This is a genomic window from Rhizobium sp. 11_C7_N12_5 (genome assembly GCF_051811145.1).
GTDB lineage: Bacteria > Pseudomonadota > Alphaproteobacteria > Rhizobiales > Rhizobiaceae > Rhizobium > Rhizobium lusitanum.
Genome location: NZ_JBPWPY010000001.1, coordinates 3,707,543 through 3,721,262, shown reverse-complemented (window position 1 = coordinate 3,721,262; position 13,720 = coordinate 3,707,543). Strand labels below are relative to the sequence as shown.

The window sequence follows — 13,720 nt, the reverse complement described above, 5'->3', positions numbered from 1 at the left end:
TGGTGCTTTCGTCAATTTAGTAACAGATGTGACTCAGTGACTTTTGCCGCTAGAGAACGAGCGCAGCAGGTTCAGCACATGATCCGAGGCTACGCCGCACAAATGCTCGTTGTTCAGAAACAGATTGGCCTTGCGCTGGATATCGACCAACGACGCGCACGGGTATGAAGCTAGGGCCAAGAGCGCCTTCTCTTCGGTGTACGCTTCGGGCGTATCTGTAGGAACAACGCCACCCTTTTCGGTATCGATCCATACGGCGTGCGCAGCCTTCCACGCGGAAATGCAATCTTCCAGACCGGACGCCTTGTCGGCCTTAGCGGCGGCGCGCATTTCGTAAGAGAGCTGCAGAAGGTCTTCGGAAAGCTCGTTTGCGAGACGGTCGGCACGGGTCGCACGCTCCACCATGTCGTTCGTCATGAAGTCTATGTGTCTGCGTTCGCGGACATCGATCTGATAATAGTCGTCGGCCCAAACGGCTTTGATGTGGTCGCTTGCCTTGCGTCCCGGAAAAAGGACGTCAACGATCTGACTTGTCGCAATTTCGGCGGCGCAAAGCGTGTCCTGTGTTTCGCCGGTCAGGCAATCGAGACGGTTGGCAAGTTTGGAAAGTCGGTCGAGTGCAGTTGCATGATCGATGTTTTCTGTAGTACGTTTTGCCTGCATTTAATGCACCTTTCGTAGAGGTAGAAGCCGATGCACGAGTTTCCTAGGCTCGCTGTGCATCGGCTTTCTTCGTTAAAAGCGTCTCGTGAATCTGTTTTTCCAGCATCATCACAATTTCGCTGTTCATCGAGCGGCGGTTTGATGCTGCGATATTCCAAAGGACATCGCGCATTCCATCCGGAAGTCTCAAGTTAAATTGGTCGGAGCGACGGCCCGTTTCGCCTTTCATCGACACCTCATAGAGTAAATTACTATCATTGGACTGCTATAGTAAATTACTGCCATGGACGCAAGCGCGAATAGTAGTTAATTCATATCATCAGCAAAAATGGCGGAATGCATGGCTAGAGGCGACTTTCCAAGCACGAAACAAGATCAATTCAATCTTCGCTTGCCTGCGGGGATGCGCGATGAAATTCGCCGACTCGCTTTGGAGGACGGCAGGTCGATGAATGCCCAGATAATTGAGCTTTTAGATTTCGCGCTCAAAAATAGCGGCTTGGATATGGACGAAGTCTTTAGAATGCTGACGGAGCAGCGCGGAGAAATATCGGCGGCCCGTAGCGGAACAGATCTCAAGGCTTTGGAGGCGGAGAATCAGCGCCTGCGCGACCGATTGAATCTCTGGGAGCCGCTCGTGCTCCAGGCGACACCGGAGGAGCTGGAGCGCCTTCGTAGCAGGCTGGCGAAATTTCGTGAAATTCTTGCATCAGTTGATGCGGCAGACATGTTGAAGGATATCGCTCTTCCAGCGGAAAAGCTTGCGGAGCAATTTCCATCCCTAGAAACTGTCATGCGATTCTTCGAGGAAGTTCGCTCGGTGGAACGTCATCCCACAAACAAATAAGCCATCACACAGGAAGCGTTCAACGGCCAAAACTGCCAAAAGAAAGGGCCTTGGTCGGAGCCTTTTCAACGCAAGTAGACCTATCTTGAACGACCGACGAAATATTAGCAGATCGCTAGTTCTTATCTGAAGCTCGCTGTTGCTGCGCGTCGCCGAAGCAAGCATTGAAGCGCTTCTGATAATCAACCCGCGAGAAGCAGGAGGTGAGTTTTGCGCAATAGGCTGTATCCTCATCGATTCCGGCTTGTCGTTCGCGGGCATCTATCGAGGCGATAACACTCGCGGAAGCAGCTGCATTTTGTGTCGCACTTAGTGATTTCACCAAGATGCTGGCATTCTGGTTAGCGCGCTGCGCATCCACAGCAACTATATGCTTAAATATCTCTACGGCCTCATTTACACAAAGCTGTTGGCCGGGCGTGAGCGCCTTTTCGGTAGGCGCTGAGCTTGCCCTAAAGAAGAAACTTGCACCCGCAAGTAACACGGAAATGCCAAATGCAATTAACACTCCCCGCTTTAACATCATGGGCGGCCACCTTGCATAATTCGATCCCCAATGCTGAATTTTTTCTACCGAAGCCGTTGCAACGCATTGTATTTTTTGCTCCGCTTCCCAGCTCTTAAGTCGCGTTTACTCATCATAGGAGCTTGATGCATGAATGTGAAAGATTTTGTCAGCGCGTCTCTTAAGGAAATCCTGGCCGGCATTGAAGATGCGCAGAAAGCAACGGGCGGCGGCGGTATAAACGCGAAGCTCGGCGGCAAAGAGAGCAGCGGGAGCTTGATCAATGGTGGCGAAACAGGAATGTTCACCCGTGTTGATTTCGACATCGCCGTTTCGGTCGAGACCAATGGCAAAGGTGGCGGCAATCTGAAAGTCTTTGGCGTGGGTATTGAAGGGGGCGTAGATCACAAATCAGGCACCGCCAGCCGGATAACATTTAGCGTCCCGGTCCGACTTCCACTCGGCGACTCGGAAATGGCGGAACGAGCGAAGGAAAAAAGGATCGCAGGGATGCGCAGCGTCGCCGAGAAGATTCAACGCAAATTGTGAGACAAAACCCGTTTCAATGGAGAACGGGTTCCGAGATCATCAAACCCTTTCTTACGGAAAGAGTTTCCTGCATTAAAACTACTCCCTATGGAAGTGGTTTCAAAAAAGCGTTTCCAATGGGAACGGTTTTCATTTGTTCCCGACTTAAACATCTCTGCGTTGGGATGGATGGCGCTAATTGGCTTTCCCAAGCTGCGCCCTGAAATATTCCCGCAGCGCCGCAACTGAAGCGAACATGACGTCTGGCTTTGAGCCTTCCAGCTCCGACGTTTCCGCGCATCCCCATGCGGAGCCTATCGCGATCACTCCGGCACCGCGTGAAGCCTCAGTGTCCTGTGCTTGATCGCCAACATGATAGGTGTGGTCCGGGACTGCTCCGGCCTTCGACATCGCGAGCAACAAACCTTCTGGATCGGGTTTCCGATTCTTCACATGGTGATAGCCGATAACGATATCTATTGGCCAACCATGGGCTTTTACGAATGCTTTCGGCACCATGTCAGGGCTTTTTGTGACAATGGCAATGGTTTGGCCCGAGTGATGGAGTTCTTGGAGTAGCTCGTTAATCCCATCGTAGACAGGGAGTCTGGATGCTTGCGCCATAACTGCTTTCCAATTACGGGCCGCTCGCAGATGTTCAACGGAAGATGTGTCGACAAGGGTCTGATCGAAATCGAAAATAATCATCTAGAAGGCCATCGAGGTTTGAGGGTCGTCAGTTTTTGGCTTCTTAGGCTCAAGCTCGATATTCGGTTTTATCTTTTCGATCCCCATTAAGAACTGCATCAGAGCCGGACCATCCGGTAAGCCGAGCGCCCATCGTTCGGCAATCATCATCTGATTGCCTCTTGTCTTATCTTCGTGTTTCCACCTGTCGGGATGAGCGATACAAGCGAGAGGGCGCCTCTGCTCTCGCGAAAAGCGGACTGTATGCATAGTCCCCCCTTTCACGTCCGTCTCGATTACAAGCAAAGCATCGGAAAGACCACTTTGAATGCGGTCTCTCTCGGCAAAAGCGGTTCGCATCGGTGTAACGCCGAGTGGGTATTCGCCGACTAGGCAGCCGCCATTGTCTAATAGCCGACTGGCCAACCCACGATTGGCGGCGGGGTAAACCTTGTCGAGGCCGTGCGCCATGACAGCCACTCCCACGCCATGTGCATCTAAGCAGCCTTCATGTCCTAAAGTGTCGCATCCGTGAGCAAGGCCGCTGACAATGGTAAAACCAGCTTCGGCGGCGGTCGCTCCCGATTTTCTTGCAACCACTTCTCCATAAGGAGTCGGCTCGCGCGTTCCCACGACCGCCAAACATTTAGCCGCGTGAAGACCTGACACATCGCCTTTCACATAGAGAATCGCTGGCGGATCAGGAATATTTCGCAGCCGCTCAGGATAGCCCTCGTCATGAAAAGAGTAAAATTTGATGCCGCTAGCTCGCGTGCTCTCCAGTTCGTCTTGGGCGCGATCCCATGCGTCCAGTAGGGCGCTCTCCGGCAGCTTCGCTCGGATTGCCCTATCGACGACTATTTCCTTCGCGTCGCCGACGGGGATAGGTCCATAGACGATACGCAGGGCTGCACGCCGACCAACGCCTTTGAGCTTCATCAGGGCGGCGAGCGCCACAGAGGTCGATGATATGGACGATTCAGCCATGGTCTAGCCCTTCTTGAATTTCGCCTCGTGTTCTTGTTCGCCCTGCTTCCAGAGATCGTCCCACCGGGTAGGAACTTGATCGTTGTCAGGATTGGGGCAGAAGCCAACACTTTCAGCTTTTGCAAGCGCTATCCCATAGACCTTACACTTTGGGTTTGCTGCAAGCACCGCCAAAGCGATCCGCGATAGTGTATCACCGCGCGTAATGAAATCATCAAAAACAAATATGTGGTCGGCATCTATCTTTGTTGACTGGTAATTCGCTTTATCCAACTCGGCAGTACGGCCCTCAGCAGAATATATACCATGAATTTTTTCATGGACATTTTTCGACAGCGCCGTATCGGTGTACTGCGCACCACACATTTCGGCGGATACCCTAGCTATCCATGACATTGACCTGTCTGGGTCCGCCTTGACTTCTCCCGACGAGAGAGCGGGAATGAACGCTGTTCGCTTCGGATTGAGGCCTAGCTGCTTAATGAGAGCTGGGACGGCCTCGTAAAAAACCGTGGCGCCGCCCCACTCGGCCTTATTACTCTTATTCTTGAACTGAATAAAACGAGCTGTCCAATTTTCACTGGTCTTGTCCTTCAGCCTATATGCAATCGCATAAGAATACGTCAGGCCGTTCGAAACGCTCAGATATGGAAAGCCCATCCACCCAGCGACCATAGTGTGGTAAATCATCATTAGCCCCCCCCAAATTGTTCAACCGTCCGAAGATGTAATGAGTGATTGGGCGATATTCAACTATAGAGCGATAATCGCATTGACGTCACTCCCGCTATAAAAGCATTTCGTGTCTTAGTGCCGGGTTGAGTGGCTCGCGGTTAAAAAATTCGGAGAGCGTGCTATCCATCTCCATCAGGTCAGTCCGCGAGCCCTTAATTTCTGTCGTTTTCAATGCCTCTCCATGCTGAAGCCGTGATTCCGATTCCGTCCATATGGCGGCGGAATCCCCTTGAAAAACTTTGTATAGGGCGAGATCCCGCAGTCGCGCGCACCCGCTAACCAGCGACGAGCGAGGGAAGGACCCGCTGAGGGGTGGGTATGGAAGCGGCTACGCATGTGCCGCCGATCCGAGATGCTGCGCGGCCAAACCATCCAGCCAAACGCACTGCCTCGGTGTCATGGCGAAGCGCTCGCCATCGTTCTCCGCGCAAGCCATGATGTTCTCCACGAAGCTGCGCTGCTTGTCGGTCAACGATCCAGCGGCCAGCAGCCCGCGTCCTAGTTCGATGACGCGCGCCGCTGATGGTGAGCTGTGATCGCCGTGCGACCGCTCTGCCGGATGCGCGGGTCTGTCGCGATAGACAATCTTCTCTTCGACAACGACGCGATCCCGATACACAACCTTTTCGACAACGCGCGGGGGCTTTTCGATTATCGCAGCAAGATCATGCAGGCATGCACCCGCGCTATGCAGCGTCCGCACGATGGCCGCCGCAGTTGCGGCAACCTCGCCCGCATGGCCGCTCGCCAGCAGGGGCAAGAGCTTGTGCAGCTTCCGCATCGTATTGCTATCAAGTTCAACCATTGTTCGGCCTCCCGCGTGGAATCATCCGTACGCAGCGGCTGAGGCGCGCCAATGGCGCGACCACTTCTCAGCCGGACGCGCTTGCCACATAGGAGGTCGTTTGAAGGGGTCACGGACGGAAGCCGCACACTCCTTCTCAAAAGCCGACTTTTCAGTTTCGGCGTTCTCGGAGAGTGTTGTTTTAACTTGAGTCACTGAGGTGCTCAAACGTTTGAACCCTATGCCCCGCTCGATCCACCCATGCCACACCAACGAAACAATCTTGATGATGTTGGTAAGGTTCTTGCCGGATCGCTGCGGACGCTCGCGAACGGAGATATGTGCGAGTGCCTTCGCGCGTGCCTTGCGAATGGCATTCTGTACCGAGGTGCGCCCAACGCCGGCCAAACGCGCAATCTCGTCAATGCACAGGTCGCAGAAGCCTTTTTCGCTGCACCGACTGGCAATAATGCACAAGGCAGCACGCTCGGCTTCAGAATAGCAGGCGCGAATTTCAGGCGGCATGTTGCCGGCGCTCGACCATTTGCGGCGACGCTGGATTTCCTTGGAGCGCTGTTCGGTGGTGACGATGCGGCGGCGAGACTGCGCGACGACGCGTTCAGCCGCCCGTGCCGACGATTGCTTTTCGTATGCCTTGCTTGCGGGCTTAGTGCCCTGTCCGGTTTCAAAATAGCGGTCGCGCTCGTCATATGGACGCGAGAAAATGCGCGTGCGCAGCAGCGCAGGAGATGCCTGAAGCTGCGTCATGTTAAGCCGCCGAAATAGTCAGTTCGAGGCGGTTGGGAATAGCGTTAGTTTCGCCAAGCTTTTCAATGAGGCGTCCGGTGGCGTTGGACGAGATAACGGATTGATTTACAAGGCGGCTCGCACAACCACCTTGTCCGCCATCCAACGCTACAGCGTGATGTAACTCTCTATCCTCCGCAATAACCGGCGATCAGCGTGCGCTCGAGAGCGTGCTCCGCATGGACCTGCGCAGCAGGAGCACCCCGCAAAATTGGAGGGCGCCAATGACCAGCGGCCCCGCGGATCAGCAGATCATGCACGCCGAACGCTGTAAGAATGGCATCGAGATCGGTGCCGTCGAAACCGTCATCCCTCGTCTTTGATGACCGTTTCCTCGCGGCCGGGTGCAAAATGCAGTTCCCATCCAGCCTGAAACGGCAGCGCTGCGGCCGCTCCGCAAAGATCGCGGCACTGCGCCTCACCGACGATTGGGCCACGCGCCAACCCTCGGAATGCACGCGTTCCGCCGAGGAGTTGGCACCGCCGGCACGGGATCTTTTCGAGCGTCTGGCAGTAAAGTAACCGCAGCGCCCTCTTGGAAAAACGAAGCAGGATCGACTAGGTTCGTTCGCGTTGCTGCCTGGAGGAGGCAGCGCGTTGGGAGGTCAGCATGGAATTTCAGGACGACGGTCTCGATCGATTCGAGGCGGAGGGCGCAGCGCCCTTGCCGCACGCGGAGACGGAAGGACACGTCGATCACGACGGCGCTCGCATATGGTATGCGGCCTACGGCAGCGGCGCCCCGGTGATCCTCCTTCATGGCGGGCTCGGAAACAGCGGTAATTGGGGCTATCAGGTGCCGGCGCTGATCGACGCCGGCCATCGCGTCATCGTCATCGACAGCCGTGGCCACGGTCGCAGTACGCGCGACATGCGACCCTACACCTACGAGCTGATGGCTACCGACGTTCTGGCCGTGATGGACAGGCTGGGGGTCCGAAAAGCCGCCATCGTCGGATGGAGCGACGGCGCCTGTACGGGTCTCATTCTCGCAAGAACCCATCCGGAGCGCGTTGCCGGCGTCTTCTTCTTTGCCTGCAACATGGACCCGAGCGGTACGAAGGAATTCGTGGCCACGCCGGTCATCGACCGCTGCTTTTCCCGCCACACCAAGGATTACACGGCTCTGTCGTCAACACCGGATCAGTTCGATAGCTTCGTTGAGGCTGTCGGCCTGATGCAACGAACGGAGCCGAACTATACCGCCACCGATCTCGCCGATATCGATGTGCCCGTTGCCATCGTGCATAGCGAGCATGACGAGTTCATCAAGCGCGAGCACGCCGATCACCTCGCGCGGCACATCCCCGGCGCGGAATTGATCCTTCTGGCCGGCGTCAGTCATTTCGCCCCATTACAGCGACCAGCGCAGTTCAACGGCGTCCTGCTCCCCTTCCTTGCGAGGATTTCGGCCTGATATCAGATTCAGTTGCGCACGTCCGATTGTTGGAATAAATGATGATCATCATCTTATTCGAGACTCCCGAGACCGAATCGCCGCCGACAGGCCCTTCCGCCCCGGGGGAGCAACATCAGCTCCAGGCAGGATAATTTTATGACAGCGACCTTATTTTCACCACTTGCCGTCGGCCCCTATGAACTCGCGCATCGCATCGTCATGGCGCCGCTGACCCGCATGCGGGCAAGCCAGCCGGGCAACGCGCCTTCCGCACTGAACGCCGAATATTATGCGCAGCGTGCCACCCAGGGCGGGCTGATCATTTCCGAAGGCTCGCAGATTTCTCCTGCCGGACAAGGCATGCCGGCAACGCCCGGCATCCACACGGCCGAACAGATCGCCGGCTGGAAGGCGGTGACGGAGGCGGTCCATCGCAAGGGCGGCAGGATCTTCCTGCAGCTCTGGCATGTCGGCCGCATCTCCCATTCCTCGCACCAGCCGGGCGGTGCTCTGCCCATCGCCCCTTCCGCCATCGCCGCCAAGGGACAGGCTTTCACCGCTTCGTTCGAACGCGTGCCCTTCGAGACGCCGCAGGCGATCGACATCGATCTCATGCCGCTGCTGATCGACGTCTATGCGCAGGCGGCCGCCAACGCCAAGCAAGCCGGATTCGACGGCGTCGAGATCCACGGCGCCAACGGCTATCTGATCGAGCAATTCCTGCAGGCGCGTACCAACCAGCGCGCCGACCAATATGGCGGCTCGATCGAGAATCGCACGCGGCTGCTGCTCGAAGTGGTCGAGGCGGTTTCCGGCGTATGGGGTTCGAACCGCGTCGGCGTCCGCCTTTCGCCCTTCGGCATCGCCAATGACAGCGGCGAGGATGACCCCTTGCGTCTCTACGGCCATGTCATTCGCGAGCTGGACCGGCTGCATCTTGCCTATCTGCATCTGATCGAACCGCGTGCCAGCGGGGCGGGCTTCGCTGAGGTCGACCACAAGAATGTGCCATCGGCGGCGGAGCTGTTTCGCCCTGCCTGGTCGGGCACATTGATCGCAGCCGGAAACTTCCGGCCGGAGACCGCCGAAGCAGCACTTGCCGCCGGGCATGCAGACGCTATCGCCTTCGGCCGGCTGTTCATCGCCAATCCCGACCTGCCGGAACGCATCCGTCGCGGGGCTCCGCTCAATCCCTATCATCGCCCGACCTTCTACGGCGGCGGTGCCGAGGGCTATACCGACTATCCAACGTTCGATGCCAGGGAGGCCGCCGAATGAGCACGCCAAGCGCCGTCATCGTCGGAGTGGGAGCAGAACAGGGATTGGGTGCCGCGCTTTGCCGGCTTCTGGCCGGTAAGGGCTATCATGTCATCATCGCCGGCCGCACACCGGCGAAGATCGACAAGGTCGCCGAGACCATCAAGGCATCCGGCGGCGGCGCCGAGGCCATCGAAACGGACGCGACGGACGAAGCCGCCGTCGTGCGGCTCTTCGAACATGCCTTTGCGCCGCGGGGCGGCATCGCGGCGCCCGATTTCATCGTCTTCAACGCCGGCATCAACCGCCCGATCGGCTTTCGCGATCTGACAGCCGCCCAGTTCGAGGAGTTCTGGCGCATCTGCTGCTTCGGCGGCTTCCTCGTCGGGCGCGAGGCGGCCCGCCATCTCGTGCCGCTCGGCCGCGGCACCGTGATCTTCACCGGCGCGTCCGCCAGCCTGCGCGGCAAGGCGGGCTATGCGCAATTCGCCGCCGCCAAGGCGGGCTTAAGAATGATCAGCCAGAGCATGGCGCGGGAATTCGGGCCGCTCGGCCTGCATGTCGCCCACACCATCATCGATGGCGGCATAGACGGAGAGCGGCTGCGTTCCCGGCGGCCTGATATGGACGCCAGCGGCTTGCTCAATATCGACGCCATCGCCGAGAGCTACTGGCATATCCACCGCCAGCATCCCTCGGCCTGGACACAGGAGCTCGACCTGCGTCCCTACAAGGAAAATTTCTGACGCCGGCAATCGAGGCACAGGCTAGCAATTCCGCGAGAGCGCTTTCGCGATGTTGAGAAATTTCGGCTGCGTGGCATCGCACTCGTTGCGACGCCACGCACTTGTTTCACTTTCAGCGTCAGGAGTTTCGCTGGGGATCGTGAAGGACCATGGAGACGGGCGGGACGGGCTACCGCGATACAGGCGACGAAGTCGGCCGAAAATGCCCCTCGCAGCAGCTCGATCCTTGTCCGCGCCCGAAGGCGACTCGATCGCCTTCAGGTTTGCCGGATCACCCCAACGATCATTGTAAAGATCCCTGAAGAAATAGTTGGTCAGCATTTGGGTTTGCCTTTTGAACCGATTCAATCCTATATCGGATTCACTGACTTGAATCGGTTCAATCCTACGCTTGAATGCTCCGTTGTCAAGCGGAATTGAACCGATACAATTTCCTGCTACTGTGCACGGGAACGAAAATGGAGAGGCTATTGGTCAAGGGCACGATCAAGCTTGCGGATGTCGCCAAGGCCGCAGGGGTATCGCAGGGAACCGCATCGAATGTCTTCAGCCGGCCCGACGTGGTGCGCGAGGAGGTGCGCGAACATGTCCTTAAGACCGCCAGACAGCTCGGTTATGCCGGCCCGAGCCTCACGGGGCGGTTGTTGCGGGCAGGAAAGGTCAATGCGATCGGCGTCGCCGCCGTGGAGCCGCTCGCCTATTTCTTCGACGACCCATGGGCGAGAGCCCTGTTGGCGGCCGTGGCCCAGGTCTGCGATGCCAGCGGCACCGGGCTGGCGCTCGTTTCGGCCAAGGACCGGCAGAAGCTGGACTGGAACATCAAGAGCGCCCTCGTGGACGGCTTCATCCTGTTATGCGTGGAGGGCGGCGAAAAGCTGGTGCAGCTGACGCGCGAGCGGCAATTGCCCTTCATTGCCCTGGCATTGAACGACGATGATCCGTCGGTCGCGTCGATCGGCGTCAACAATGTCGCCGGGGCTGCGACAGCCGCGACGCATCTGGCGGAACTGGGCCACCGGCGCTTTGCCGTGCTTGCCACCGAATTCTCTTACGATCATGTCGGGCCGGTGGGCCTCGGCGAGATCGAGCGGGCTGTTTATTCGACCTCGCGCGATCGTGCCACCGGCTATTGGCAGGCGCTTGAGACATTCGGCATCCGACGCCAGGATGTTCCGATCTACGAGACGGATAACCACAAGACGAGCGTCGAGACGGGTCTCGAATATCTGTTCTCGGCGCCTGAGCCGCCGACCGCCCTCCTCGCAATGTCCGACCATATCGCACTGCTGGCCATGAACTGGCTGCAGGCACGGGGACTTTCCGTTCCAAGGGATGTCTCCATCATCGGCTTCGATGGCGTTCCGGAGGGCGACATGGTGGAGCCGGGCCTCACGACGATGGCGCAGCCCTTTGACCAGATCGCGCAACGCGCGGTAAGGGCGGTGCTGGACGATGCCATGCCGATCGAGCGCGAGATGATCGACGTCACGCTCATCGTCCGTGGCAGCACGGCGGCGCCGAAGCTGTGATGCCGCGACATTATCCGACACAGCGTCTCAGCCCGCTTGCTGCGCGCCGTCGACGGCTGCAGTACGCATCTCCATGAGCTGCCGGGCAGCGGCAGCGGAAGCGTCCCTGTCGCTTGCCACCTGCACGGTCGGGAAGGCGAACTGGATGCCGTTTTCATCGAAGGCCTGCTTGATCAGCGCCAGCGCGCTGCGGCGGATGACAGAGACGTCGTTGGGCTTGGCGGTGAGCGCCAGCCTGATTTCGATCGCGAAATCGCCGAACTGTTCCACGCCCTTCATCTTGAGCGTCTGGATGATGCTCGGCGCCAGTTCAGGATCGTCGAGCAGGCGCTGGCCGATATCCCTGATGATCCGCTTCATCTTCACCAGATCGGTATCATAGGTGACCTTGACGATGATCTTGTCGATCGCCCAGTCGCGATTCATGTTATTGACCGCGCCGAGCGAACCGAACGGAATGGTCGCCAGCGGTCCGCGCTGGTGACGCAGCTTGACCGAGCGCAGGCTGAATGACTCCACCACGCCCTTGTGGTTGCCGCTTTCTATGTATTCGCCGACCCGGAAGGCATCGTCCCACAGATAGAAGACGCCGCTGATGACGTCCTTGACGATGGTCTGTGCGCCAAAGCCGACCGCGACGCCGACGACACCGGCACCGGCGATCAGCGGTCCGATCTGGATGCCGAGCCCCGACAACACCATCATGATGGCGATGATGCCGATGGCAACCGCAAGGATATTGCGGAAGATCGGCAGCAGCGTCTGCAGCCGGGCGCGGCTCGCCTTCATCTCCTCGGAATCGCTGTCGGCGGGCAAGGATTCCATCAGCTTGGCGTCGATATAGGTTTTCATCAGGTGCCAGACGAGATCGGCGACCAGCAGGATGACGATGCCGCTGAGAACACCGCGCGCGATTCGCCCGATGATTGATTCGCTGCTGCTCATCATCGCGTGGGCCTCGACACCCAGCATCCGCCCCAGCCAGAGGGCCGCGAAGGTGATGATCAGTGCCCGCACGCCGCGATCGAGAAGCACGGCTGCCAACTTGCCGGCGCCGAAAATGCCATCGGCCGCATCATGCAGCGCCTCGATGGCACGCGTCGATACCGAGAGAACGCGCGGCAACAGGATCGCATAGATGCCGAGCCAGAGAAGGCCGTCGAAACCGGCGACCCACAGGCACCAGAGGGCCACGAAGAAAATCGTCAATAGCCAGGAAATCGTCTTCGCCCCACGTTCCTCCGGCGCGACGGGCCTTGACCACACGGCCGTCACGGCGATGAGAAACAGGCCGATGCCGAGCGCATAGCTGATGAGATCCCGGGCGCCGACGGAAAATTCGAGAGACGTGACGGCCTGCAGAACTGCCCAACCGCAGGCAAAATAGACAGCAAACAGCGTGCATCGCCGATACCAGTATCTCGCCACACGCCGCCGTTCGGCAATGCGGGCGGTACCGCTGTCCTCGTCCAGAACATCGTTCGTTCGGCGCATGGCGATCAACTCCATCAGCAGTTTGCCGATGGAAATGACGAGCCTGATGGAAACCAGCGCAATGACACAGGCTATGGCGAAGCTTTCGATGGCCGGCGGCCAGTCGAAAGCGAGCAGCGGAACCAGCGTCACCAAGGCGTGAATGATCGCAGGCACCACCCCGCCCAAAAACTGGAACCGGGCAGCCTGCAGCTCGGTCTCGATGGCGGCAGCCCTTTCGGTGCGACGCATGTGCTTGGTGTTGATGAAGCGCGCAACGGCGAGCTCTGCCACAAGTCCCATGAAAAAGAGGATCACGACCTGGATGATAATACGCAGGATACCAACCGCCCTGCCTTCTCTTTCGAGCTTTTCGGATGCCGTCATCACCTCATAAGGCAACGTCATCGCCGCGCCGGATACGACCTCCAGGTGATGCCGAGTATGACCAAGCATGCCGGAGAGGACGGACATCTGGTCACCGTCGGACGTTCCGGGAGCGCTGGCGGCGAGTTGATTGTTCAGCTGGGCACCAAGCCATTGCTTGACCTCCGGTTCGTTCATCAGCTGAATGAGTTCGCGAACCTTTTCGGGCGCCGGCTGTGGTGCAGCCGTGTTTTGTGCGAGTGCCGCAAGAGGCGCGGCCAATGCAAAAAGACATAAAAGCAGTGTCCTGATCGACAGCCTGCTACCCCCGACATTCTTCATATACGCTGCCCTTCCCGCGATCGGGCCGCCGGCCCCCGTTTTTGCAGACTATACGCCTTTTTTAT

At 58.1% G+C, this 13,720-nt stretch carries 16 protein-coding genes; 7 read left to right on the top strand and 9 right to left on the bottom strand.

The annotated features are described in order from the left end of the window. Positions 1–33: 33 nt before the first annotated feature. Together AB8B29_RS18190 and AB8B29_RS18185 are read right to left on the bottom strand one after the other, a co-directional pair. Positions 34–663, bottom strand: a complete 630-nt coding sequence (locus AB8B29_RS18190; RefSeq protein ID WP_439006644.1) for a hypothetical protein — start codon at positions 661–663, stop codon at positions 34–36. Positions 664–706: 43 nt separating this feature from the next. Further along, on the bottom strand, positions 707–892 hold the full coding sequence (locus AB8B29_RS18185; RefSeq protein WP_439006643.1) for an Arc family DNA-binding protein: 186 nt from the start codon (positions 890–892) through the stop codon (positions 707–709). 111 nt (positions 893–1,003) lie between these two features. On the opposite strand from AB8B29_RS18185, the gene AB8B29_RS18180 reads away from it, so the two are divergent. Continuing rightward, entirely contained in the window at positions 1,004–1,510 is a 507-nt protein-coding gene (locus tag AB8B29_RS18180; protein WP_439006642.1) for an Arc family DNA-binding protein, read from the top strand. A 115-nt stretch (positions 1,511–1,625) separates the two neighbouring features. On the opposite strand, the gene AB8B29_RS18175 is transcribed toward AB8B29_RS18180, so the two are convergent. Further along, on the bottom strand, positions 1,626–2,036 hold the full coding sequence (locus AB8B29_RS18175) for a hypothetical protein (protein ID WP_439006641.1): 411 nt from the start codon (positions 2,034–2,036) through the stop codon (positions 1,626–1,628). A 129-nt stretch (positions 2,037–2,165) separates the two neighbouring features. Here AB8B29_RS18175 and AB8B29_RS18170 point away from each other — a divergent pair, with 129 nt between their 5' ends. Beyond that, positions 2,166–2,564: a hypothetical protein gene (locus AB8B29_RS18170; protein ID WP_439006640.1), complete on the top strand. Its 399-nt coding sequence runs from the start codon at positions 2,166–2,168 to the stop codon at positions 2,562–2,564. A gap of 174 nt (positions 2,565–2,738) precedes the next feature. Here the strand turns inward: AB8B29_RS18170 and AB8B29_RS18165 are convergent, their stop codons facing one another. The 5 genes from AB8B29_RS18165 to AB8B29_RS18145 form a co-directional block, all read right to left on the bottom strand. Beyond that, on the bottom strand, positions 2,739–3,251 hold the full coding sequence (locus AB8B29_RS18165; protein WP_439006639.1) for an HAD family hydrolase: 513 nt from the start codon (positions 3,249–3,251) through the stop codon (positions 2,739–2,741). Beyond that, positions 3,252–4,217 (bottom strand): DNA-processing protein DprA, encoded by a 966-nt coding sequence (locus AB8B29_RS18160; RefSeq protein WP_439006638.1) that lies wholly within the window; start codon positions 4,215–4,217, stop codon positions 3,252–3,254. It abuts the gene before it with no gap. Positions 4,218–4,220: 3 nt separating this feature from the next. Then, positions 4,221–4,910 (bottom strand): hypothetical protein, encoded by a 690-nt coding sequence (locus AB8B29_RS18155; RefSeq protein ID WP_439006637.1) that lies wholly within the window; start codon positions 4,908–4,910, stop codon positions 4,221–4,223. Positions 4,911–5,280: 370 nt separating this feature from the next. Further along, positions 5,281–5,757 (bottom strand): hypothetical protein, encoded by a 477-nt coding sequence (locus tag AB8B29_RS18150; RefSeq protein ID WP_439006635.1) that lies wholly within the window; start codon positions 5,755–5,757, stop codon positions 5,281–5,283. A gap of 21 nt (positions 5,758–5,778) precedes the next feature. After that, entirely contained in the window at positions 5,779–6,504 is a 726-nt protein-coding gene (locus AB8B29_RS18145; protein WP_439006634.1) for a hypothetical protein, read from the bottom strand. Between the two features lie 390 nt (positions 6,505–6,894). On the opposite strand from AB8B29_RS18145, the gene AB8B29_RS18140 reads away from it, so the two are divergent. From AB8B29_RS18140 to AB8B29_RS18120, 5 genes are all read left to right on the top strand, one after another. Beyond that, positions 6,895–7,065: a hypothetical protein gene (locus AB8B29_RS18140; RefSeq protein ID WP_174156925.1), complete on the top strand. Its 171-nt coding sequence runs from the start codon at positions 6,895–6,897 to the stop codon at positions 7,063–7,065. An 88-nt stretch (positions 7,066–7,153) separates the two neighbouring features. Next, complete coding sequence (locus AB8B29_RS18135) at positions 7,154–7,960, top strand: alpha/beta fold hydrolase (protein ID WP_037200376.1); 807 nt, start codon at positions 7,154–7,156, stop codon at positions 7,958–7,960. Positions 7,961–8,098: 138 nt separating this feature from the next. Next, positions 8,099–9,220: an alkene reductase gene (locus tag AB8B29_RS18130; protein ID WP_047640319.1), complete on the top strand. Its 1,122-nt coding sequence runs from the start codon at positions 8,099–8,101 to the stop codon at positions 9,218–9,220. Beyond that, positions 9,217–9,945 carry an SDR family NAD(P)-dependent oxidoreductase gene (locus AB8B29_RS18125; protein WP_047640320.1) on the top strand — a complete coding sequence of 243 codons (729 nt, stop codon included), beginning with the start codon at positions 9,217–9,219 and terminating at the stop codon, positions 9,943–9,945. Before AB8B29_RS18130 ends, AB8B29_RS18125 begins: the two co-directional genes overlap by 4 nt. A gap of 458 nt (positions 9,946–10,403) precedes the next feature. After that, the gene (locus AB8B29_RS18120) at positions 10,404–11,474 is read left to right on the top strand and encodes a LacI family DNA-binding transcriptional regulator (protein ID WP_047640322.1); all 1,071 of its coding nucleotides are present in this window, start codon (positions 10,404–10,406) and stop codon (positions 11,472–11,474) included. Between the two features lie 27 nt (positions 11,475–11,501). Here AB8B29_RS18120 and AB8B29_RS18115 read toward each other — a convergent pair whose 3' ends face one another. Beyond that, positions 11,502–13,655, bottom strand: a complete 2,154-nt coding sequence (locus AB8B29_RS18115; RefSeq protein ID WP_047640323.1) for a mechanosensitive ion channel family protein — start codon at positions 13,653–13,655, stop codon at positions 11,502–11,504. Positions 13,656–13,720: the final 65 nt, after the last annotated feature.